The sequence below is a fragment of the Micromonospora sp. RHAY321 genome, assembly GCF_023896955.1.
Lineage (GTDB): Bacteria > Actinomycetota > Actinomycetes > Mycobacteriales > Micromonosporaceae > Micromonospora.
On the sequence record NZ_JAMHIW010000007.1, the window covers coordinates 97,906 to 120,631 of the forward strand.

Genomic DNA, 22,726 nt, shown 5'->3' on the forward strand with positions numbered 1-22,726 from the left:
CCCTAGGCGAGCAGGTCGTCCATCAGCTCGCGGATCCGGGCGACGGTGGCGGCGACCGGCCGCTCGCGCCACACGGCCAGCAACGGCTCACGCTGCTCCTCGTCCCCGAGGGCGGCGTCGAGCCGTTCGCCAGGCCCGGGTGGGAAGAGGGCCCCGACGCTGGTGCCGATCCGCGTCCCGAGCACGGCCAGTTCCCGAGCCGTCGCCGCGTCGTCCCGGTGCGCCGCGAACTCGGCACCGCCCAGTGCCCATGTCCCGATCACCGGCAGGTCCTTCGACGACAGCGCGTCGTCCCGGGCGAGCATCAGCAACGCGGCGGCGCGGGCCTCGGCGTCGGCGACCGAGGTCGGCCGCCGCTGCTCCATCCGCAGGTAGAGGACCGCCACCGCGACCCGGAGCAGGACGCGCGGTTGCGGCGGCGGCCCGACCCAGCCGGCCAGGGTCCGGATCACCCCGTCGGCGTGGGCGAGCGCCTCGTCGTACCGCTCGCGCTGCCAGGCGAGGTGGGCCAGCCCGAGGCGCGCCTGCCCGGTGTCCACCTCCTCGGCCTGGCCGGGTGCCGCCGTCTCGCGCAGCCGCCGCTCCGCTTCCGCGTCGCCGGCCAGGGCGAGTTGCACGTCCAGCAGCACCCGGATCGACCGGGCGTCCTGCGTCGCACCGACCAGGTCCATGTGGTGGACGCTGCGCGCCAGCCACTCGGCCGAGCGGGAGTCCCCACGCAGGCTGAAGAACTGCCCGGCTCCGCCTGCGGCCATCGCCATGCCCCAGTGGTCACCGGCCATCTCGAAGCGCCGGTACGCCTGTTCGGCGTCGGTGATCGACGCCTCCGTCATGCCGCCGTTCTCGCGGATGGCGGCGCGGGCGAAGAGGCCGAGCCCCTGCACGTACGGGTCCGGGTGCGCGATCATCTCGCCGGCGGCCTTCATGCTCTCCTCCGGGTCGGACGCGTCGAAGCTGGGCAACGCCGTCGCGAGAGCGGTCAGCCGGGACGACACCTCGTCGGGCCGTTCGGCGAGAACCGTTCGGAGTGCCCGCCGGGCGAGGGCGGCGAGCCGCAGCTCGCCGCCGATGCCGGCGTTGACCCCGATCACGAGGCAGGTCCATGCGAGCCGGTTGGCGTCGGGCAGTGGCCGCCCGGCCGCCCGGCCGCGCAGGATCGCCGAGCGTCGCCGCCTCTCCGCCTCCTCGGCGTGCAACAGGCCGCGCGCCCACCCGACGACCTCGAGGTGCAGGCCGCGCACCGTCCAGACGTGGAGCAGCGCGGTGGCGACGTCGATCGCGGCCGGCTCGTCGTCGTGCCCGAGCGCCCAGCGCAGGCCGGCCACCAGGTTGTCCTGCTCGGCGACGCAGCGGTCGAACGCCTCGACCTGTCCGGGGCCGACGAAGCGGGCGGCGAGCGCGGCGGCCTGCTCCCGGGCCCAACCGACCAGGCCGGCCATGGCCGGATCACGGCCACCGGCGGCGTCGAGGCGAGCTTCGCCGTACTCGCGGACGGTTTCGAGCATCCGGTAGCGGGGCGGGCCGTCCCCTTCGACGAGGGTCAGCAGGGACTGTTCGACGAGCGTGGCGAGGCCACGTCGTACGTCCGGGGTCCGCGCGACAGCGGCGGCGAGGTCCGCGCCGAACGGACCGGGGATGACCGCGATCCGCTGGAGCAGCTCGCGGTCGTCGGGCGCGAGGAGTTCCCGGCTCCAGTCGACCATCGCCCACAGGCTGGCGTGCCGCTCCGGCAGGCCCCGCAGGGCGTCGTCGAGCAGCGCGAACCGGTCGGTCAGCCCGGCGAGCACGTCGTCGATCGGCATGTGCCGCAGCCGCGCGGCGGCGAGTTCGAGAGCCAGCGGCAGGTTGTCGAGCCGGTGGCACAGGGCGAGCGCCCGTGTGGTGTCCCAGGTCGGCACCGCGCCGCCGGCCTTCGCGCGGGCCTCGACGAGCCCGAGGGCGTCGGCGTCCGGCAGGACGGTGAGCCGGTGGACCAGTTCGCCGGCCAGGCCGAGCGGGGCCCGGCTCGTCGCGAGGACCGCGACCTCCGGCGGGGCCACCGCGATCAGGTCCGCGACGACGGTGGCCACCGCGTCGAGTACGTGCTCGCAGTTGTCCAGCACGATCAGCCCGTCGAGGTCCGGTGCCACGGCGCGTAACCGTTCCTCGGGGCTGAGCACCCGCCGTTCGAGGCCGAGGTTGCCGCCGGTCGCCGACGTGTCCGCCCCACCGAGTGCGGTGAGCACGGTGGGCAGCACCTCGTCGGGTGAGCGCAGACCGGCGAGTTCGATCACCCGTACCGCCTGCCCGGCTGCCGCCGCGCGCCGCGCCACCTCGGCGGCGAGTCGGGTCTTGCCCGCGCCGCCGGTCGCCACGACGGTCACCAGGGGTGCCGCGGTGAGCGCCTCGTCCACGCTCTCGACGTCCCGCTCCCGACCGACGAGGGCGGTCATCGGCCGGCGCCACGCGGCGGGCAGGGCGCTCCGCGGCGGCTGCCGGGGCGGACGCACCACGGCGGGGGTCGTGAGCTCGCCGCGCAGCAGCGCCAGGTGGACCTGTGTGATCACCGGCGACGGGTCGGTGCCGTACCGGTCGGCCAGTTCGGCGCGCAGCCGCTCGACCACCTCGAGCGCCTCCGCGTCCCGGCCCTGGGCGGCGAGGACCCGGACGAGCAGGGCGGCCGACGGCTCGTCCGGCGGCGTACGCGCGACGAGCCGACGCAGGTCAGCCTCGTCGTAGGACCCCGCACCGGCGAGTGCCGCCTGCGCGCGCAGCGCGGCGACGTCCGCGAACAGCCGCGTGTCCTCGGCGGCGGCCAGCTCCGGGACCTCGGGGAACAGGGCACGGGCCTGATCGGCCGAGCTGCGGGCGGCAGGGGCGTCACCGGCCGCGAGGGCGGCGCGCGCCCGCTCGACGAGCGCCCGCGCTTCGACCGCGTCGACGGTGACCGCCTCGGCGGGAAGGCGGTATCCCGCCGGCACGGCGACCACGGGCAGCCCCAGACGGCGTACCCGGGACACGAGCGCCTGGACGGCACCGGTCGTGTCGTCCGGCGGCGCGCCGTCCCACACGGCGTCCACGAGCAGCGTGGTGGAGACCGCCCGTCCGCGCGCGTCGACGAGCGCGCGGAGCACCGCCGCGAGTCGCTCACCCCGAACCGGCCGGCCGTCGACGGCGAGCGGGCCGAGGATCGTGATCTGCACGAACCCAGCATCCCCCACCCGCACACGGGGTCGCCGGGCACCCGCTCGTGGTCGTCACCCGCACCGGTACCGCGCGTGTGAGGATCAGTTCGTGCGTGCCGTGATCTTTGACCAGTTCGGTGTCCGACCCGAGGTCCGCGACGTACCGGACCCGGTGCCGCCGCCCGGTGGTGCTGTCATCCGTGTCGAGGCGACCGGGTTGTGCCGCAGCGACTGGCACGGCTGGCAGGGGCACGACCCGGACGTCCGCCCTCCGCACGTCCCCGGGCACGAGTTCGCCGGAGTCGTCGCCGAGGTCGGCGCCGGCGTACGCGGCTGGCGGCGCGGCGACCGGGTCACCGCGCCCTTCGTCTGCGCCTGTGGGCAGTGCCCCGCCTGCCTCGCAGGCGACCAGCAGGTCTGCGAGCGCCAGACACAGCCGGGCTTCACCCACTGGGGGTCGTTCGCCGAGTACGTGTCGGTGCACGACGCCGACGTCAACCTGGTCCGGCTCCCCGACGAGCTGGGCCACCCGGCCGCGGCAGCCCTCGGCTGTCGATTCGCCACGGCGTTCCGCGCCGTGGTGAGCCAGGGGCGGGTCGCCGCCGGTGAGTGGGTGGCGGTGCACGGCTGCGGCGGCGTGGGACTCTCCGCGGTGATGATCGCTGCGGCCTGCGGCGCGCAGGTCGTGGCGGTCGACATCGCCCCCGCCGCGCTCGACCTGGCCCGGAGCTTCGGGGCCACGGTCTGCCTGGACGGCAGCACCCTCACCGACCCGGGCGCGGTCGCCGCCGCCGTTCGGGAGGCGACCGGCGGCGGAGCGCACCTGTCACTCGACGCACTGGGCAGTCACGCCACCTGCATCGCCTCCGTGGAGTGCCTGCGCCGGCGGGGCCGGCACGTCCAGGTCGGCCTTCTTCCCGCCGTCCAGGGCCGCCCCGCTCTGCCGATGGACCTCGTCATCGCGTACGAGCTGGAGCTGCGGGGCAGCCACGGGATGGCCGCGCACGCCTACCCGGAGCTTCTACGGCTGGTCACCGCGGGCGTGCTGCGCCCCGCCGAGCTGATCACCCGCACCATCGGCCTCGACGCGGTGCCCCACGCGCTGGCCACGATGGACCGCCCCGGTCACGGCGGGATGTGCCTCATCCACCCTCGGTGAGAGGACGTACCCCCACAACGGGGACCGTCTACGGGGATGCGGACGTGGCCGCGCTGAGTCGGCCCTCGTTCCCGCTGCGATCCAGTGCCGACACGCAGTAGGAGAGCGGCCCGTCGGCCGGCGCGGTGCGGTCGACCCAACTCCCACCTCGGGCGGTGCCGACGAGCCGGGCGGTGTCGCCGTCCACCCGGTAGACGGCGAAACTCGTGGCCCCCTCGCCACGCCAGGTCAGCATCACCCCGCCGTCGTCCGTCCGGCGCAGTTCGGTGACCACCGGCGCGGCCGGAGGTGCCGCTGGTAGCTGCGCCATCGTGGGTGGCAGCGCCGGGGTGGCGTAGTGGGCGGCGCTGTACCGGCTGACCGCACCGAGTTTGTCCGCCCGTACCTGCCGGGCGCTGAAGTGCACGCTCCCGCTCACCCCGTACCGGCGGTTGAGGGCGAGTTGGCGGTCCAGCTCGGCCGGGTCGCGCCACGCGCCGCGCTCACCCACCCGGTAGTCGGCCTGCCCGATGTAGAGCTGCACCCGGGTGCCCTTCACCGTGGCCGCCCACCACGGCAGGAGCTTGGCGTAGTCGGCCCTGTCGAACCCGATGTGCCAGTAGAGCTGCGGCACGACGTAGTCCAGCCACTGCTTCCGTACCCACAGTCGGGTGTCGGCGTAGATGTCGTCGTAGCTCTGCAGGCCCCCGGTGGCGGAGCCGGTCGGGTCGGTGCGCGCGTTGCGCCAGATGCCGAACGGGCTGATCCCGAACTTCACCCACGGCTTGATCGCCTTGATCCGCTCGCTCATCTCCCGGACCAGCGTGTTCACGTTGTCCCGCCGCCAGGCGTGCTTGTCGGCGAACCCCCGGCCGTACCGGGCGAACGCCGCGCCGTCGGGAAAGTCCTGCCCGGCCTCGGGGTACGGGTAGAAGAAGTCGTCGAAGTGCACCCCGTCGACGTCGTACCGCTGGACGGCCTCCAGCATCGAGTCCTCGACGAAGGCGCGCGCCTCGGGGATGCCCGGGTTGAAGTAGAGGCGGCTGCCGGGTCGGTCGGCGCTGGGATAGGTCACGACCCAGTCGCGGTGCCGCCGCAGCGGGTGTGTGGGCGCGAGCTGGTCCAGCTTGGGGCCGGGACCGCCGACCGTGGCCGGCTGTCCGCCCCGGTACGGGTTGAACCAGGCGTGGAACTCCAGGTTGCGGGCGTGCGCCTCGGCGACCATGAACTCCATCGGGTCCCAGCCCGGGTCACGGCCGTCGCGCCGTCCGGTCAGCCACTCCGACCAGGGCGCGTAGGTGGACGGCCAGAGCGCGTCCCCGCTCGGTCGTACGTGCACGAAGACCGCGTTGTGGTTGTGTCGCACGGCCAGGTCCAGCCATCCGCGGAATTCCGCCCGCACCGTCTCGGCCGGCAGCCCCTTCCGACTCGGCCAGTCGATGTTGTTCACCGTCGTGATCCACATGCCGCGCAGCTCGCGGGCAGCCTGGGCCGGCCGGCCCGCACAGGCGGGGGTGCCGCCCGCCGGCCCGACGCCGGGTGTCGCGCCGGCGGCGGCGTCGCTCCGCTGCGGTGCGCCGTCCTCGCCAGCGGTCCGGTCCCGCAGCGACCAGGCCCCGACCGCGACCACCATGGCGACCGCGACCACCACCGCCCCCAGCACCTGGGTACGACGTCGGTGAGCGGGGGCAGCGGGCGGAGCGGCGGCGGGCATCGGCCCAGTCTGCCCAGTGTTGCCGGCCGGACGAAACCATTTGGGCCGTTACTTAACGGTCAGCTAAGCCGGCAGCCGCCGCGTGCCGGGCCTCGACACCCGATGCGGGGTGTCGAGGCCGAGCGACGGGTCAGCAGTAGAGGTTGGCTCCGGCGGGCACGCCGAGGATGCCGACGAACTGCTGGTACTTGGTGACGCGGCTCTGCACCTGGGCGGGGTTGCCGCCGTTGCACTCGATCGAGCCGTTGATGCTGCGGATGGTCTGGCCGAACCCGGCGCCGGTGACCATCGCGTTGTGGGCGGTCATGGTGCCCGGCCCGTTCTGGGTCATCCAGTACCAGATGGCGGTCTTCCAGGCCACCGCGGCGTCGGTCTGCACCAGCCAGGGGTTGGTCAGCAGGGGCAGCCCGAGGGCGTTCCCGGCGGCGTTGTAGTTGAAGTTCCAGCTGAGCTGGATCGGCCCGCGCCCGTAGTAGGCGGCCTGCCCGGCGGGACAGCCGTAGGGCTGGCCGGGGTCGCAGTAGTGCGGGTAGTTCGCGGTGTTCTGCTCCACGATGTGGACGAGTCCGCCGGTCTCGTGACTCACGTTCGCCAGGAAGGCCGCGGCCTCCTGGCGCTGGACGGTGGCACTGCCCGTCCTGGTGAACGCCGAGTAGGCGCTCAGGGCGGTGACCAGCCCGGAGTACGTGTAGAAGGAGTTGCGGCCCGGGAACATCTGGTTGAACTGGGCCTCGCTCACCACGAAGCCGCCGGGGTTGGTGGGCGGCGGGCTGGTGGGCGGTTGGCCGCCGCAGCTGTACGGCTCCCAGTACCAGGTGCTGATGATGGGGTCGTACCCGGGATTGTCGTGCTCGGCGATGTAGTACAGGCCGTTGGTGTATCGCACGATGGCCCCGGTGGAGTACCACGTGCCGGCGACCCAGTTCGGGTGGGTGCAGCTTCCCGACGGCGGCGGGGTGGTGGTGCCTCCGCAGGCGCCGAGGTCCTGCCAGACGCCGGTGGTGCCGGGGGGCGCCTCGCTCTGGGTCCACCACTGTGCCTGATAGTTGCGGCCGTTGTGGGAGACCTGCGCGCCTCCCGTGTAGACGGCCGAGGACTGCCACGGTGCCGCACAGGCCGCAGCCGAGGCGGCGGTCGACGGGATGATGGCCATCAGTCCGCTGGCGACAGCCAGTGCCGCGAGCGCGACCAGGGCGCGCAGTCTCGTCATGTGATCACTCCTTTCCGGGATACGACAGGCCGAGGGCTCGACGTCGCATAGACAGGAGTGACTGTAACATCTTCTGTTCAGAACCTTTACTATTAGCCGCGAGATGGAGGTGGCACCCAGCCTCACGGCCGGGCGGGCCGCCGGCCGCCGCCGTACAGTGGGGAGGGTCCTGGCCCCAGAGATCGTGGCAGGCGCTTTCGCTCGTGCCGCCTGCCCGCCCGGAAGGAGCACAGTGAACCGACCCCTCAGGACCGCACTCGGTGTCGCCCTGACCGCCTCTCTCCTGACCTCCGTCGCCGTCGCGCCCGCGCAGGCGCACGCCGGGGGCCGGCCGCCCACCGTCCTCGCCCTGCCGGACGGGTTCCAGCCGGAGGGCATCGCCACCGCCGGCCGGTACGCGTACTTCGGCTCCCGCGCCAACGGCGCCATCTACCGCGTCGACCTGGTCACCGGCGCGGGCAGGACGATCGGTGCGCCCACCGGCACCCCGTCCCTCGGCCTCAAGGTCGACCCGCGCGGCCGGCTGTTCGTCTCCGGCGGCACGGCCGGCGACGCTCGCGTGCTCGACGCCCGCACCGGCGAGGTGCTGGCGCGCTACCAGTTCGCCACCGCCCCGACGTTCGTCAACGACGTCGTCCTCACCCGCGACGCCGCCTACTTCACCGACTCCAACCGACCGGTGCTCTACCGGGTGCCGCTCGGCCGCGGAGGCGCACTGCCGCCCGCCGACGGCTTCACCACCATCCCGCTGACCGGCGCGTACCAGCAGGTCGGCACGGGTGTGAACCTCAACGGCATCGTCACCACGCCGGACGGCAGGGCCCTCATCGTCGTCCAGTCCGCCACCGGCACGCTGTTCCGGGTCGACCCGGCGACCGGCGCGACCACCATGGTGGACGTGCCCGGCCACACCTTCACCAACGGCGACGGGCTGCTGCTGCTCGGCCGCACCCTCTACGTCGTGCAGAACCGCCTCAACCTGGTCGCGGTGGTCACGCTGAACCGCGCCGGCACCGCCGGAACGCTCACCGGCACCATCACGGACGCGAACTTCGACGTGCCCACGACGGTGGCCAAGGCGCTGGGCCGGCTCTACCTGCCCAACGCCCGCTTCACGACTCCGGCGACCCCGACCACGCCGTACACGGCCGTCGCGGTCCGCACCCGCTGATCAAGCCGAGGGGGTACGCGCACCGCGCGTACCCCCTCGGCCGGCCGGCCGACAGGTTCGACCCCGCTCATCACCGCCGACGCGCAGAGCCACCGAACGCGGCACGGCGAAGGGGCGACGCGGGTCGAGAATGTTTCCTTTCGACCCGACAGCCTGCATGGCGCGCGGCAGCAAATGGAACCGCGTCGGCGGCTGCTTTCGTCGTCGCCGCCACGCGCGCACCACATCATGACCGGTGTGGCGCTCAGTGCCGTCCGGCCTGCTTCCGCTAGCCTGAAACCAGCAAGGACCGAGCCGCAACTTGCAGGTAGCTCAGGTTGTCGCGTCCGTTGCACCACGCAATAATCGGCATTGATTAATTGACGGACACCAATCTTGACTTGTCAGGTAAGTCGGCGCACCGTGAAGAGCCAGAGGCAGATGCGCGCCATTGTCAGCCCCAACAGGCTGGTGTGTCCAATGCGGGTGCTGCCGGTTTTTTGCGGTGTTTCAGGAGGCCCTACATGCGGTTGAGTCCATTCACCGGGGCATATCTCACCGATCCGGCCAGTGTGTGGCGGCGCATTCTCGACGATCCCGACGGAGTGCACTACGCCGAGGACCTCGGGCTGTGGTTGATCAGTCGGCACGGGCATGTGCGGCGCGCCCTCGCCGACCCCGCGACGTTCGGCAACGCGCTCACGCTGGCCCCGGTCTACGAGGTCTGCCCGGAGGCGATGACGGTCGTCATGCAGATCGACGCGCCACCCACCACGGCCGCCGCGGACCCGCCGGTGCACCCACGCACACGCCGGGCCCTGCGGGCCACCTTCGCGAACACGCCCGACCGCGCCGAGGCCGACTACGGCCCCATCGTCCGTCGCAGGGTCGACCAACTGGTGTCCCGGCTGGTCGGCCAGCACGGCGAACAGGTGGACCTCCTCCCGGAGTTCGCCACCGAACTTCCCCTGCTGGTCGTCCTGGACATTCTCGGGGTACCCGACGCCGACATCGACCGGATCCGCAGGTGGGCGGACGGCCAGATCGCCCTCGTCTGGGGGCAGCCGGACCCGGCCGAGCAGGTGCGCCTGGCACAGGGCCTGCTGGAGTTCTGGCACTACTGCCAGGAGCTGGTCCAGCAGCGGATCGACAGCGGTGACCACGGCGACGACTTCATCAGCCGGGCACTGGCGTACCGCGACGACGACGACGCCGTGCTGACCGTGGCGGAAGTGGCGAGCATGGCCTTCAACCTCCTGGTCGCCGGTCACGAGACCACGGCCGGGCTGCTCGCCCACGCCCTCGACCAGGCGCTCTCCGAGCCGCAGCGGTGGCGCGCGCTCGCCGCCGACCCCGGGTCCGTCCACGCGTTCGTGGCCGAGACCCTGCGGTTCGCACCCGCGATCGACGGCTGGCTCCGGGTGACCACCCGCGACGTCACTCTGGGAACGGTCACCATACCGGCGGGGGCGCGCTGCCTGCTGTTGATCGGAGCGGCGAACCGTGACCCCGCGGTCTTCGCCCACCCGGATCGGTTCGACCCGCACCGTGGCGACGTGGCGGATCACCTGGCCTTCGGCCACGGGCCACATTTCTGTATCGGCGCGGCATTGGCACGACTCGAGGCCGGGATCGCCCTCACCCGGCTCGCGGCGGCCATTCCCGGCCTCCGGCTAACACCGGGGCAACATCGTTCATACAAGCCGAATGTTGCGTTCCGCGCACACCACACGCTGCCCGCGATAATCGATATCATGGCACCGGCCGACGATCAGATGACACCGGAAGCGGCGGGCGCCGAGGTGCACGCCGCCCGACAGTGACCGCGAGCCGTCCACACGGCGGCCGTGGCTGGCCTGCGCTCGGATCGCGCGTGGGGCTGGTCCTGCCGAACGCTCCACGCCCGGCCCACCGCGGCACCGGAGGCCACCCGCCGCGCATTGCTCGTCAATCCATGTCGGTCAACGTCTTCACACCCATCGGATCCTGGGTTAAGAATTGCCTCTATGAATTTTCAGCCCATCGGTCGGCCTCGAGTTAATGCCTGCCGCTGATTCGCTGGCGCCACGAAGGTGAGCACATGGAGCACACGCCCCCGTCGAACGTCACTGACTCCGCGGCCAGCCAGCGGTTCCGGTGGGAACTGCGCAGTTGCCGTATCCGGCGGGGCCTGACCCAGCGGGCCCTGGCGGATCTGGTGCGGTTCAGCCGGGAGACGGTCGCCGCCGTGGAGTCGGGTCGTCGCTTCGGGAGTCACGAGTTCGCGGTGCGCTGCGACGACGTGCTCGACACCGGCGGCCGGCTGGCGGCACTGTGGCCGCAGGTCGCGGCCGAGCAGTTGGCGGCGGACGGCCGCCGCGGCCCCCGCTCTCCCGAGCCCGTGCCGCTGGGTCCGCAGGTGCCGCGCCAGCGTGGTCGGCGTGACGCTCGCGACCCGGGTGCCATGGTGGACGCCATCGACGAGTTGCGGGAGCTGATCGGCCAGGTGCTCAACGGCCCGCCCGACTCCGACGACAACGGCCGGCGCCCGACGGCCGAACCCCTCGACGACCAGCGCTGACGTCGCCGACCCGGATCATCCCCGTCGCGCCAGCGGCTGCTGACTCTGGGTACAGATGCTGGTACGGGCAGTTTGTACCACGGCCAGGTCTGGTCTCTGGGCTCGGGTTCCGGCGGAATGGGACTTGCATTCGGCAACGTGCAAATAGACCGTCGTCGACGAGTCGTGGGAGTCAATCTTGGCGTCGAGCACGAAGTCCCACGCGGCCCGACCCTACCCGACCCGGCGACGCGGTTGGAAGATTGCCGGCCGGATGCGCCTCATCGTCGCTGCCCCGCTGGTCGCCGTCATCGGGTTCGCCGGTCTCGCGCTGACCGAGAGCGCGCGCCAGACGACCCGCGCCAGCGACCTGGAGGTCCTGGCGCGCCTCGGCGCCGAGGCTGGTGACCTGGCCTACCGGCTGCAACGCGAGCGCATCGCCGCCGCCGACCTGCTCACCTACGCCGCCCCGGAGCAGCAGGACGCCTTCGGCGCGGAGATGGCCGCCACCGACGACGCGGTCGCCCGCTACCGCCGGCAGCGCGACCGGGTGCCCGCCGACGCCGACACCAGCCGCGCCCTCCTGCGCCGCATCGACACGGCGCTGAACGACCTCGCCCCGCTGCGCACCCAGGTGCGTACGGCGGCTCACGCATCGGTGTCCGCGATGACCTTCAGCTACCGCATCGCGATCGCCGACCTGATCAACTTCCGGGAGAACGTCTCGCACGGCGTGGTCAACGCCCAGCTCGCCGACGGGATCCGCGCCTCGGCGGCGCTGTCGAAGACGGCCGAGGCGATCGGCCAGCAGCAGGTGGCCGTGCTCCGCGCGGTCGCAGCCGGCGAGCTGACCCCCGCCATGCAGCAGGACATCACCGCCGCGCGCACCAGTTACACCGAGACGAGCCTGTCGTTCCTGGCCCTGGCCCCCGCCGAATGGAGCCTCTGGTGGGAGCAGGTCGGCACCGGCAAGGAGGCACTCACCCTGCAACGGATGCAGGACGAGGTGTCCCGTGCGCAGCCGGGGACCCGGCTGCAGCTGGAGACCACCGCGTGGGTGACCACGACCCAGGAGCGCTCCGCCCGCCTGGCCGACCTGCGGGGGCGGGTCGACGCCGCGGTGCTCGACGACGTCCGGGCCGCGCACGACGACCAGCGCCGCCGAGCCGTGGCCGAGGCGATCGGCGTCCTCCTGGCGCTGCTGTTGACCGCGCTGGTGACCTGGGCCGTCGCCCGGCAGATCACCCGTCGACTGCGTCGGCTGCGCGACGCGGCCAACGCCGTCGCCTTCGAGCAGCTCCCCGCCGTGGTGGCCCGACTCCAGCACCCGGACAGCTCGGCCGTCGACCCGCAGGAGCTGGCCCGCCAGCAGTCCACCACCGCCCTCGAACCGTCCAGCGACGACGAGATCGGCGAGCTGGGCCAGGCGTTCAGCGCCGTGCACCAGGCCGCCGTGCGCACGGCCGCCGAGCAGGCCGTCATGCGCGCCAACACCGCCGACATCTTCATCCACCTGAGCCGCCGCGAGCAGCGACTGGTCGACGCCGTCCTGGCCCAGGTCGACCGGGTCGAACGGGACGAGACCGACCCCGACCGGCTCCACCAGCTGTACACGCTGGACAACCTGGCGACCCGGATGGGGCGGATCAACGCCAGCCTGCTGGTGCTCGGCGGCGTCGGCGTCGGCCGGGTACGCCAGCACGACGTACCGCTGCAACAGGTGCTCCAGGCGGCGCTGTCCCAGATCGAGCACTACGCGCGGATCCGGCTCGGCATGATCGACGGGGACGTCGCCGTCGCGGCCAAGGCCGTCGACGAGGTCGTGCACCTGCTCGCCGAACTCATGGACAACGCGACGGCGTACTCGCCGCCGGGAAGCGAGACCTGGGTGACCGGGCGCAGCCTCGGCGACCGGGTCATCGTCCAGATCAGCGACGAGGGCGTCGGACTGCCCCCGCAGCGGCTGCAGCAGCTCAACGACCTGCTGGCCCGTCCACCGGCGATCGACGTCGCCGCCGTACGGGCGATGGGGCTGGTCGTCGTGGGTCAGCTCGCGGCCCGACTCGGCGCCAGCGTCCAACTTCGACGCGGCCCCCGGCGCGGCACCCTCGCCGAGGCGACGCTACCCGCGGCGATAATCCGGTCCCTGCCACCGGAGGAGTACCTGCTCGCCCCCGGCCGGCTGTCGCGGCGGGCGGCCCGGACACCCGGCCCCCCGCCGCCGTACCGGTCGCACCCCGAGCCCACGGCCGGGCGGCCGCCGGCCGAGCGGACCCTGCCGGCGGCGCCGGTGTTCCGGCCGGCACCCACGCCTGCGGACCGGGGTGAGGCCCCCACCGAGGAGCTGCTCATCTTCGAAGAGGTCAACCACTGGTTCCACACCGACGTCGTCGACGGTCACGACGGCCGCGAGTGGTCGAGCCCGGCCGACGACGCCTGGCGTACCGCCGCCCAGGCGCACGCTCCCGAGGTCGCCGCGACCACCAACTCCGGTCTGCCCAAACGACAGCCCCAGCGGCACCTCGTGCCCGGCGGCGTCACCGTGCCCCAGCAGCAGCAACGGTCCGAATACCGCGATCCGGCCCAGGTGGCCACCGCCATGGCCGCCTACGCGCGCGGCGTGGCGTCCCGCCGACGGACCCCGATCAACCTCGGCAAGAAATGATCCGACAGGGAGAGCACGTGAGCGACCAACAGGACCTCGGCTGGCTGCTGGACAGCTTCGCCGAGCGCGCGACCGAGGTCAGCCATGCGATCGCCATCTCCGCCGACGGCCTGATGGTGGCCACCACCCGCGATCTGCCGCCGGACCGGGCCGACCAACTCGCCGCGACGGGCAGCGGCCTGGTCAGCCTGCTGCGGGGCGCGGCGGCCTTCTTCGACGCCGGCGCGGTGATCTCCAACGTCACCCAGCTCGAAGGCGGGTTCATGTTCTCGATGGCCTTCAACGACGGCGCCTCGCTGTTGGTGCTCGCCGCGCCGGAGTGCGACGTCGGCAAGGTCTCCTACGAGATGACCGAGCTGGCCAACCGGATCGGGGACGCGCTCACCCCCGCGGCCCGAGCGGCGCTCGCCCGCAGTCGCTGACATCCCGGCACCCCCTCGCCGGAGATCCATCCCTTCCCCTGGAGAAGACATGTCGTTCACCACCCCTCGGCGCAGCCGTGCCCTCACCGCAACACTGCTCGCGCTCGTGCTGTCCACCGGCACGGCCTGCGCCGGCGACGAGTCCGGCCCGAGCGCGAGCGGTTCGATCAAGATCGGCCTGCTGGCGTCGCTGTCCGGCACGTACCAGGCCGTCGGCAAGGACATCCGCGACGGCTTCGAGCTCTACCTGGCCACCCACGACGGGAAGCTCGGCGGCCGACAGGTCGACCTCGTCGTCGCCGACGAGGGCAACGGGGCCCAGACGGCGGTGCCGGCCGCGACGAAGCTACTCAAGCAGGACCGCGTGGTCGCGCTCACCGGCATCGTCGGTGGTGGCTCCGTCGCCGGGGTCTACCCGCTGCTCAACGAGACAAAGGTGCCGCTCGTCGGCTCCAACGGCCGGCCGGAGCTCAAGGACGTCTCCCGCGTCTGGCACACCTCGTACCTCTCCGACGAGCCCGGGGCGGCGATCGCCCAGCACGTGCGGGACAACGTGAAGGGCTCGGTGTACGCGATCGGCCCGGACTACCAGGGCGGCTGGGACGAGTTGCGCGGCTTCACCGACGCGTTCGCCAAGATCGACGGGAAGCTCGCGAACCCCGACGGCAAGACCACCTTCACCCCGTTCCCGGCCACCACCAACTTCACCCCGTACTTCGCCAGGATCAAGGCCTCGGGCGCCCAGGCGGTCTACACGTTCTACGCCGGCAGCGCCGCCGTCGACTTCGTCAAGCAGTACGCCCAGTCCGAGATCAAGGACATCCCGCTGTACGCGGCCGGGTTCCTCACCGAGGGCGGCGTGCTCAACGCACAGGGCGAGGCCGCCCGGGACATCTTCTCGGTGCTCAACTACTCCCCCGACCTCGACAACGCCGAGAACCGTGCCTTCGTCGCGGCGTGGAAGGCCAAGCACGACGGCTCCCCGACGACGTACGCGCTGGCCTCCTACGACGCCGCGGCGGTGCTGGACCGGGCCATCGCAGCCGCCGGGAGTGACCCCACCCCGGAGGCCATCAACACGGCCATCGGTCAGCTCGGGCAGATCGCCAGTCCGCGCGGCACCTGGCAGTTCTCCACCACCACCCACTCCCCCGTGCAGAAGTGGTACCTGCGACAGGTCCGCCAGGACGGTCGCGCCCTGTCCAACACCGTCGTGGGTGACCTCGCGACCATCGGCCGGTGATCGCGGTGGCGGCCGGCGCGAACCGGATCGACCCGTACATCATCCCGGCGCTGGACGGAGTCGCCTACGGGCTGCTCGTCTTCGTCGCCGCGGCGGGCCTGGTCTTCTGCTTCGGCGTCGCCAACATCCTCAACCTGGCGCACGGCACGCTCTACGCGATCGGCGGGTACACCGCCGCCGCCCTGCTCGACGGCGGCTGGCTGAGCCTGGCGCTGGCGCTGGCGGTCGGTGTGCTCGCCGCGGCCGCGGCGGGTGTGCTGCTCGCCGGCCTGCTCACCCCGGTCGCCACGGGCAACCACCTCACCCAGGCGCTGCTGACCTTCGGGGTGGCGCTGGCCGGCGGCAGCCTGCTCGTCGCCGGTTTCGGACCCGACGACCCCCAGGTGCGGGTGCCAGCCGCCCTGGACGGGTCGGTCGTCGTGGCCGGCCACCGCTACGCCGCCTACCGGCTGGTCTTCATCGTGGTGGCCGCCGTGATCGCCACCGCGCTCTACCTGACGGTACGGCGTACCCGGGCGGGAATGCTGGTCCGGGCCGCCGTCGACGACCCGGAGATGGTCGCCTGCATGGGTGTGAGTCCTGGGCGGATCCGGGCCGGTGTGCTCGCCGCCGCCGGCGCGCTGGCCGGCGCGGCGGGGGTCCTGGGCGCGCCCATCATCGGCCCCGGCGCGGACACCGCCGACACGGTGCTGTTGCTGTCGCTGGTGGTCGTCGTGCTCGGTGGCCTCGGCTCCATGGCGGGCACTCTGCTCGCCGCGCTCGCGATCGGGGAGATCCAGACCCTGGGCGTGGCACTGCTGCCGTCGGCCGCACCGTTCCTGCTGTTCGCCGCCATGGCAGCCGTCCTCGCCGCGCGGGCGCGCGGCCTGGCGACCTCGTGGAGGGCGACATGATGGACGAGGTGATCCGCCGGGTACGGCGTAGCGTCGCCGCACTCGTCCTGGTGGGCCTGGTCGTGGCGCCCTGGGTGGTCGACGACTACACCGCCGCGATCCTGGCCCGGACGCTGGCGCTGGCCCTGGTCGGGGTGAGCGTGGCACTGCTCACCGGCGTCGCCGGCATGCCCACGCTCGGCCAGACCGCACCGTACGCGGCCGGGGCGTACGCGTGCGCCGTGGTCGGCAGCCAGATCTCCGACGTCGGCGTCGTGCAGCTCGTCGTCGCCGCGGGGGCCGGGGCGGTGCTGGCGGCGCTGACCGTGCCGCTCGTCGTCCCCGCCCGGGGCGTGATCGTCCTGATGATCACCCTGGCCATCTGCGAACTGGTCGTGACCGTCCTCGGGCGGTGGCGGTCGGTGACCGGAGGCACGGACGGGTTGGCCGGCATTGCCGCGGTCCGCCCGTTCTGGGGTCTGCCGGCCCTGGCTTCCGACCAGGCGCGTTACCTGTACACCCTGGTGGTCGTGGCCACACTGGTCGGCGCGGTCCTGCTGCTGTTGCGTACCCGGGTGGGGCTGGTGCTGCGTGCCGGCCGCGACGACGAGACACGGCTGCGGGCCAGCGGACACCGGGTGCCGTTGTACCTGTCGGGCGCCCACATCCTCGCCGGGGCGATAGCCGGCGCCGCCGGCTCACTGCTGGTCGTCGCCCAGCAGTACATCTCCCCCGCCGATTTCGGCTTCGACACCTCCGCCCTGCTGCTGCTCGGTGTCGTCATCGGCGGCACCGCCTCGGTCGGCGGCGCCCTGGTGGGCGCCGCGCTCGTCATCGCCGTCCGCGACTGGCTGTTCGGGGTGCTGCCCGGCCATGCCCCGCTGGTGCTGGGCGTGCTGTTCGTGGCGACGGTCTACCTGCTGCCCAGTGGCGTCAAACGAGTCCGGGGCCCACGCGACAGGTCGCAGCCACCGACGGTCCCGCCGAGCCGCCCGGACGCCACCCCGGCCCGTGACCACGCGACGGTACCGGAGCTACGCGCATGACCTGCCTCCTCCAAGCCCAGGACGTCAGCGTCCGCTACGGCTCGCTCGCGGCGCTGACCGGCGTCGACCTGTGCGTCCACGACGGCCAGCGGCACGCGCTCATCGGTCCCAACGGGGCCGGCAAGACGACCCTGCTCAACGTGATCGGCGGGTCGACGAAACCGCAACGCGGCTCGGTGCGGTTCGCCGGGCGCAACGTCGGCCGGCTCGGCCCCGCGGCGCGGGCACGCCGGGGCATCAACCGGATCCACCAACGACCGGCGGTCTTTCCGACGCTCACCGCGACGGAGAACGTCGTGGTCGCCGCACTGCCCCGGGTCATCCGGCGTCGCAGGTGGTGGCCCGGCGGAACTCGCCGAACCGCGCAACACCGCGCGGGTTCCCTGCTGGAGCAGATGGGCCTGGCCGATGTCGCGGCGGTGCCCGCCGGTCACCTTGCACACGGGCAACGACGCCAGTTGGAGATCGCGATGGCCCTTGCCGGTCGCCCCCGCCTGCTGCTGCTCGACGAACCGGCAGCCGGGCTGTCCGCCACCGAGGTCGGCCGGCTGGTCGACCTGCTCCGGGCGCTGCCCCGGGCGGTCGCCGTGTTGCTGGTCGAACATCGACTCGACCTGGTGTACGCCCTCTCCGACACGGTCACCGTGCTCCGCGACGGCCGGACGTTGGCCGCCGGGACGCCGGACGAGATCCGTACCTCGCCGCTGGTGCGGCAGGCCTACGCCGACGGGGTGTCGTGATGTTGTCCGTGGAGCGGCTGTGCGCCGGCTACTCCGGTGGCATCGTGCTGCACGAGGTGAGCCTGCGGGTGCAGCCGGGCAGCGTCCAGGCCGTGGTGGGTCGCAACGGGGCGGGCAAGAGCACACTCGTGCACACCATCGCCGGGCTGGTGCGGGCCTCCAGTGGTCGCATCGAGATCGGCGGCGTGCACGTGGCCGGCCGACAACCCCACCGCATCGCCCAGTCCGGGGTCGGTCTCGTCCCGCAGGGCCGGCGGGTCTTCTCCCGGTTGACCGTGGCCGAGCACCTCGTCCTGGCGGCCGCGCCGTGGCGGGCCGCGACACCCGGCGGCGAGGGGTGGACCGTGGCCCGGATCCTCGAGCTGCTGCCCAGGCTGGCGGCGCGGCTGCGTCACCGCGGCTGCGAACTCTCCGGCGGCGAGCAGCAGATGCTGGCGATAGCCCGTGCGCTCCTCGGACAACCACGGGTTCTGCTGCTCGACGAACCGTGCGAGGGCCTCTCCCCCGACCTGGCGGCGCGGGTCCGTGAGCTCATCGGTGGCCTGGCCGCCGACGGGTTGACCGTGCTGCTCGTCGAGCAGCAGCTCCAACACGCGATCGAGATCGCCGACCGGGTGGCGGTGCTGGAGTACGGCCGGGTCGTCTACGACCGGCCGACGTCCGAGGCCCGCGCCGATCCGGCCCCGCTGGTGGCGATGTTGAGCGTCGCCGCCACCGCCCCGACACCCCCCACCACGGGACCCACCCCTCGGCTCTGGGCCGACACCCCGTAGGTCATCCGACCCTCTGAGAGAGGTAGACACCGATGACGACCGCTACCAGCGATGGCGCGTACACCTTCGACAACGGCGCACCGGACGCCGTCCCCCAGATGCAGGCGCTGGAGTCCTTCCTCGACCCGATCACGATGCGCCGCCTGGCCCGCCCGGTCCTGCGCCTGGGGGCGAGCTGCTGGGAGGTCGGGGCCGGTGGTGGCTCGATGGCCCGGCGGATCGCCCGCGCCGTCGGCGACGACGGTCACGTGCTGGCCACCGACATCGACCCCACGCACCTCACCGCGGAGGGCAACCTGCGCGTACGCCAGCACGACGTCCGCACCGAAGCCCCTCCCGGTGACGCGTTCGACCTCATCCACGCCCGGCTGGTGCTGCTGCACCTGCCCGACCGGCGGCGGGTCCTCCGCACGCTCGCCGGCGCGTTGGCTCCCGGCGGGTGGCTGGTGGTCGAGGAGTTCGACTGCACGGCGCCGCTGCGGGTGTTGACGGCCCCGACCGACGACGCCGCGAAACTCTTCGCGCAGGTGATGGACACCATGATGGGTGTCCTGCAGGAGCACGGTGCCGACCTGGGATGGGCGCAGGACGTGCACACCGAGATGGCCCTGAACGGTCTGACCGACGTCGACACCATCACCCACTCGCAGAGCTGGGTCGGCGGTTCGACCGGCACGTCGCTCTACGAGACGAACTCCCGCCAGTTGGAGCCGGACCTGCTCGCGGCGGGTCTGTCCGCCAACCAGCTCCACGCCTTCCGAAGGCTGGTCCGCGACCCCGGGTTCGCCGTCATGTCGTACCACTTCGTCTCGACGCGGGGCCGTCTGCCGGGCCACGAGGGCAGGTAGACGCGTCGGTAGCGCGGAGCGGCCGGGCTCCCAGCGGGGAGTCCGGCCGTCCGCGTACCCGGGGATCAGTGGTGGCGGCCCTCCCCCACGCGGTAGGTGCGCAGGTTCGGGTCCGCCTTGATCTGCGCCTCGGTGTACTTGATCGTGTCCCAGCCCTTCCCGGAGTAGAGCGCCGTCTGGTCGGCGTACCAGGGGGAGTTCGGGTTGGTCGACTGCGAGTAGGTGAGGATCTGCCGCCCGGACGGTCCGTCCGGGCCCAGCTCGACGGCCATCACGAAGGACGAGCCGTGCACCACCTTCGGGTAACCGACGCCGGGCACCCGGTTGTTGACGATCATGTTGAAGACACCGGCCTCGGCGCGTCCGCCGTGGATCGGAATGCGCCGGTCGCCGCGCGGCTCGGTCTGAACGGTGCCGAGCCGGGCGTCGAGCGGGATGCCGGCGAGACGTTGCACGGCGTCGGCGAGCGCCGTGCGCACCGCCGGGTTGGCGGTGTCCAGCCGGCGCGGTGTACGCACCGGGTCGCTGACGGCGAAGGCGTCGGCGAAGCGCAGCCCGTTGGCCAGGACGAACTCGGTGAACAGGTGCGCGCCGCGACTGTCCAGGTCGACGTGCAGGTCCCAGCGCGCCAGTGCGGTGCAGGCGGCGCGCAGGTCGACTGTCGCGCCGTTCGAGGCGGTGCCCGTGGGCTGGGCGGTGCAGAGCGCGACGAGGTCGTCGCGGACCAGCTCACCGCCGTACACCCGGTTGCCGAAGACGGTCCGCCACAGCCGGTCGGCGGTGAACCCCCGGCCGGGCAGCCCGTCGGTGCCGGCGAGGCGCTGCTGCACCTGGTCGAGGCCGAGACGGGTACGCAGGCTGCGCGGGGTGCGTTCGTCGCCGATGATGCGCGGGTAGCCCTCCAGGGGCGCCTTCGGGTTGGCCAGCCAGTAACTGTCGTTGGAGTTGGTGACGTAGTCGGTGCGGAAGCTGACCGGTAGGTTCGCCGGGCCGAGGATGCCGGGCACGGCGGCGTCCGGGTCGGTGCCGAGCGCGCAGGCCGATCGGGAGCCGTCCAGGACGGCCTGGCCGCTGCTGGCGTAGAGCGGCTGGAACGGCGCCGGAATGCAGGCGGCGGCGAGGGTGGCGGTCACCCGGGGCACCACCGAGTGGTCGGCGTAGAGCGCCTCCCCGCGGGCGTCGGCGGCGATCACGTTGACCCAGGGCAGGAACTGGTAGCGGTCGAGCACCCGCTTCAGGTCGCGGACCGTCTCGGCGCGGCCCATCTGCAGCCAGCCGTCGAAGGCCCGGTTGTTGGTGGCGTTGACGTCGGTGATGGCGTACGCGGCGCTGCTGTTCCAGTCGAACGTGCCAGGCACCACCACGACCGGCCCGAAGTGGGTGTCGTGGAAGGTCCGGCTGACCGGTACGGTGCCGCCGTTCGAGCCGGGCACCTGCACGGTGACCGTGCGGGTGGTCATCTTTCGGGGCTGACCGTCCAGGTAGTACGAGGTGGGGTCGCCGGGGACCAGCGCGAGGCGGTGCCAGACGAACCGGCGTGCCGTGGAGACGGTGTGACTCCAGGCGAGGGTGCGGTTGTGGCCGATCTCGATGATCGGGTCACCGATCAGGGCGGCGCCCTCGACGTCGTAGCGGCCGGGCACCTTGAGGTGCATCCGGTAGAAGCGTTCCGCGCCGTCCCACGGGAAGTGCGGGTTGGCCAGCACCATGCCGCCCCGGTTGGCGGTCGCCGCCTCGCCGAGGCCGTACGCGTTGCTGCCCACCCCGGCGGGGGCACCGTCGGAGGAGGCGAGCACGGCGGCCGCGCCGGGTGCGTCCTGGGCGGCCGCCGGGCCGGTGGCGGTGGGCGGGGCGGCGGCGACGATCCCGTCGAGCAGCGCCCGGGAACCGGCCCGGATCATGCTGGCCCAGGTGGTGCGCCAGATGTCCATCTCGGTCAGCGGGCGCACCCACGGCCTGGCCCGGCATGCCGGGTCGGTGAGCTTCGCGGCACCGGTGTGGCGCAGGTAGGAGTTGTAGCCGGCGACGAAGCCACGGATCTGGTCGCGGACGTCGTTGGACGGTGCGTGGACGCCGTCGCGGCGGCCGTCGAGCAGGCGCTCCACCGTCCGGTCGTCGATGGCCTTGCGGAAGAAGAGGTCACTGCGCACGTTCGCGTCGGTCGGGCCGGTCGCGCCGAAGTAGCGGGAGCGTTCGGCGTTGACCGTCACCACCTTCTCGGCGATGACGCAGAGGTTGTCCTCGGCCTGCACGTGGCCAACACCGAAGCCGAGGTTGGCGAAGCTCGTGGCGGTGATGTGGGGCACGCCGTAGGACGCGCGGCGGATCTCGGCCGAGTAACCGCGGTCGCGCTGGTGGGCGCCGGCCGGCGGCGCGCTCAGCACCGCTGCCACCAGGCCCAGCGCGGTCACCGCCGCGCCGAGGCGTGTTGCTGCTTTCATCGCGTCCTCCCCCCGTCACGCCCCCCGGACGCCGTTGCCAGAGGGACATTCACGTTGGTCGGCATTCTCGTCGCTGCCACGCCGTCCCGTACACCCCTGGACGGCGATCACCCGGCCCGACGTGGGTCTGTGGTCGACGGATACGTCGATCGACAACCGATAAGTTGATCAACATACTGCCTGCTACGGTGGGTTTCATGTCCACCACCGACCCCTGCGAGCTGCCGGCCGACCGCGAGCGGGGTTCCAACTTCGGCTGGTCGCTCGGCATGGTGCTGCGCCGCTGGCACGAGTACGTCGAGGAGGCCCTGAAGGATCTGCCCCACGGCAGCCGCGGCTACCACATCCTGGCCGTGGTCGTCCACGAGGACGTGCCGACCCAGGCGGCCCTGGCGTCCCGCCTGGTGATCGACCGCAGCGTCCTGACCTACGTGATCGACGACCTGGAGAACGCCGGCCTCATCGAGCGGCAGTTGGATCCGCGCGACCGGCGTGCGCGCCGCATCGTCGCCACCGAGCGTGGTCGGGAGACGCTGGCCGACGCCGAGAAGCGGGTCGCGCACGCCGAGGACCATGTGCTGGCCGGTCTGCCCGAGAAGCAGCGCGCCACCTTCCGCGACTTCGCCGAACGCGCCGCCGAGGCGATCCACACCGCCGGGCCCGGTACCGACCCCTGCGCCGCCGTGACGGACGTCCTTCGCCCGGAGGACCAGCCCGCGCGCTGACGCGGGCCTGACCAGGCTCGGGCGACCGCTGGGCCG

At 72.7% G+C, this 22,726-nt stretch carries 17 protein-coding genes; 13 read left to right on the forward strand and 4 right to left on the reverse strand.

What is annotated here, in order from left to right:
- Positions 1 to 2: 2 nt before the first annotated feature.
- On the reverse strand, positions 3 to 3,182 hold the full coding sequence (locus M8C17_RS17570; protein ID WP_252417574.1) for a BTAD domain-containing putative transcriptional regulator: 3,180 nt from the start codon (positions 3,180 to 3,182) through the stop codon (positions 3 to 5).
- A 91-nt stretch (positions 3,183 to 3,273) separates the two neighbouring features.
- Here M8C17_RS17570 and M8C17_RS32170 point away from each other — a divergent pair, with 91 nt between their 5' ends.
- Entirely contained in the window at positions 3,274 to 4,323 is a 1,050-nt protein-coding gene (locus M8C17_RS32170; RefSeq protein ID WP_252417575.1) for a zinc-dependent alcohol dehydrogenase family protein, read from the forward strand.
- A gap of 28 nt (positions 4,324 to 4,351) precedes the next feature.
- Here M8C17_RS32170 and M8C17_RS17580 read toward each other — a convergent pair whose 3' ends face one another.
- Positions 4,352 to 6,016 carry a glycoside hydrolase family 10 protein gene (locus M8C17_RS17580; RefSeq protein ID WP_252417576.1) on the reverse strand — a complete coding sequence of 555 codons (1,665 nt, stop codon included), beginning with the start codon at positions 6,014 to 6,016 and terminating at the stop codon, positions 4,352 to 4,354.
- 130 nt (positions 6,017 to 6,146) lie between these two features.
- Positions 6,147 to 7,226 carry a glycoside hydrolase family 19 protein gene (locus M8C17_RS17585; protein WP_252417577.1) on the reverse strand — a complete coding sequence of 360 codons (1,080 nt, stop codon included), beginning with the start codon at positions 7,224 to 7,226 and terminating at the stop codon, positions 6,147 to 6,149.
- A 232-nt stretch (positions 7,227 to 7,458) separates the two neighbouring features.
- Here M8C17_RS17585 and M8C17_RS17590 point away from each other — a divergent pair, with 232 nt between their 5' ends.
- From M8C17_RS17590 to M8C17_RS17640, 11 genes are all read left to right on the forward strand, one after another.
- Positions 7,459 to 8,397, forward strand: a complete 939-nt coding sequence (locus tag M8C17_RS17590; RefSeq protein ID WP_252417578.1) for an SMP-30/gluconolactonase/LRE family protein — start codon at positions 7,459 to 7,461, stop codon at positions 8,395 to 8,397.
- Positions 8,398 to 8,756: 359 nt separating this feature from the next.
- Entirely contained in the window at positions 8,757 to 10,199 is a 1,443-nt protein-coding gene (locus M8C17_RS17595) for a cytochrome P450 (RefSeq protein ID WP_252417579.1), read from the forward strand.
- Positions 10,200 to 10,456: 257 nt separating this feature from the next.
- Positions 10,457 to 10,936, forward strand: coding sequence for a helix-turn-helix transcriptional regulator (locus M8C17_RS17600; RefSeq protein WP_252417580.1), 480 nt, complete (start codon positions 10,457 to 10,459; stop codon positions 10,934 to 10,936).
- Positions 10,937 to 11,189: 253 nt separating this feature from the next.
- Positions 11,190 to 13,580: a nitrate- and nitrite sensing domain-containing protein gene (locus tag M8C17_RS17605; protein WP_252417581.1), complete on the forward strand. Its 2,391-nt coding sequence runs from the start codon at positions 11,190 to 11,192 to the stop codon at positions 13,578 to 13,580.
- Positions 13,581 to 13,597: 17 nt separating this feature from the next.
- Positions 13,598 to 14,002: a roadblock/LC7 domain-containing protein gene (locus M8C17_RS17610; protein WP_252417582.1), complete on the forward strand. Its 405-nt coding sequence runs from the start codon at positions 13,598 to 13,600 to the stop codon at positions 14,000 to 14,002.
- A gap of 49 nt (positions 14,003 to 14,051) precedes the next feature.
- On the forward strand, positions 14,052 to 15,245 hold the full coding sequence (locus M8C17_RS17615) for an ABC transporter substrate-binding protein (RefSeq protein WP_252417583.1): 1,194 nt from the start codon (positions 14,052 to 14,054) through the stop codon (positions 15,243 to 15,245).
- The gene (locus tag M8C17_RS17620; protein WP_252417584.1) at positions 15,242 to 16,138 is read left to right on the forward strand and encodes a branched-chain amino acid ABC transporter permease; all 897 of its coding nucleotides are present in this window, start codon (positions 15,242 to 15,244) and stop codon (positions 16,136 to 16,138) included. The genes M8C17_RS17615 and M8C17_RS17620 overlap by 4 nt, the downstream gene beginning before the upstream one ends.
- Positions 16,135 to 17,163, forward strand: coding sequence for a branched-chain amino acid ABC transporter permease (locus M8C17_RS17625; RefSeq protein ID WP_252417585.1), 1,029 nt, complete (start codon positions 16,135 to 16,137; stop codon positions 17,161 to 17,163). Before M8C17_RS17620 ends, M8C17_RS17625 begins: the two co-directional genes overlap by 4 nt.
- Entirely contained in the window at positions 17,160 to 17,903 is a 744-nt protein-coding gene (locus M8C17_RS17630) for an ABC transporter ATP-binding protein (RefSeq protein ID WP_252417586.1), read from the forward strand. The genes M8C17_RS17625 and M8C17_RS17630 overlap by 4 nt, the downstream gene beginning before the upstream one ends.
- Positions 17,903 to 18,676, forward strand: a complete 774-nt coding sequence (locus tag M8C17_RS17635; protein ID WP_252417587.1) for an ABC transporter ATP-binding protein — start codon at positions 17,903 to 17,905, stop codon at positions 18,674 to 18,676. The genes M8C17_RS17630 and M8C17_RS17635 overlap by 1 nt, the downstream gene beginning before the upstream one ends.
- A 32-nt stretch (positions 18,677 to 18,708) precedes the next feature.
- On the forward strand, positions 18,709 to 19,524 hold the full coding sequence (locus tag M8C17_RS17640) for a bifunctional 2-polyprenyl-6-hydroxyphenol methylase/3-demethylubiquinol 3-O-methyltransferase UbiG (RefSeq protein ID WP_252417588.1): 816 nt from the start codon (positions 18,709 to 18,711) through the stop codon (positions 19,522 to 19,524).
- Positions 19,525 to 19,589: 65 nt separating this feature from the next.
- Here the strand turns inward: M8C17_RS17640 and M8C17_RS17645 are convergent, their stop codons facing one another.
- On the reverse strand, positions 19,590 to 21,965 hold the full coding sequence (locus tag M8C17_RS17645) for an acylase (RefSeq protein WP_252417589.1): 2,376 nt from the start codon (positions 21,963 to 21,965) through the stop codon (positions 19,590 to 19,592).
- Positions 21,966 to 22,162: 197 nt separating this feature from the next.
- Between M8C17_RS17645 and M8C17_RS17650 the strand changes: the two genes are divergently transcribed.
- Positions 22,163 to 22,690: a MarR family winged helix-turn-helix transcriptional regulator gene (locus M8C17_RS17650; protein WP_252417590.1), complete on the forward strand. Its 528-nt coding sequence runs from the start codon at positions 22,163 to 22,165 to the stop codon at positions 22,688 to 22,690.
- Positions 22,691 to 22,726 lie beyond the last annotated feature (36 nt).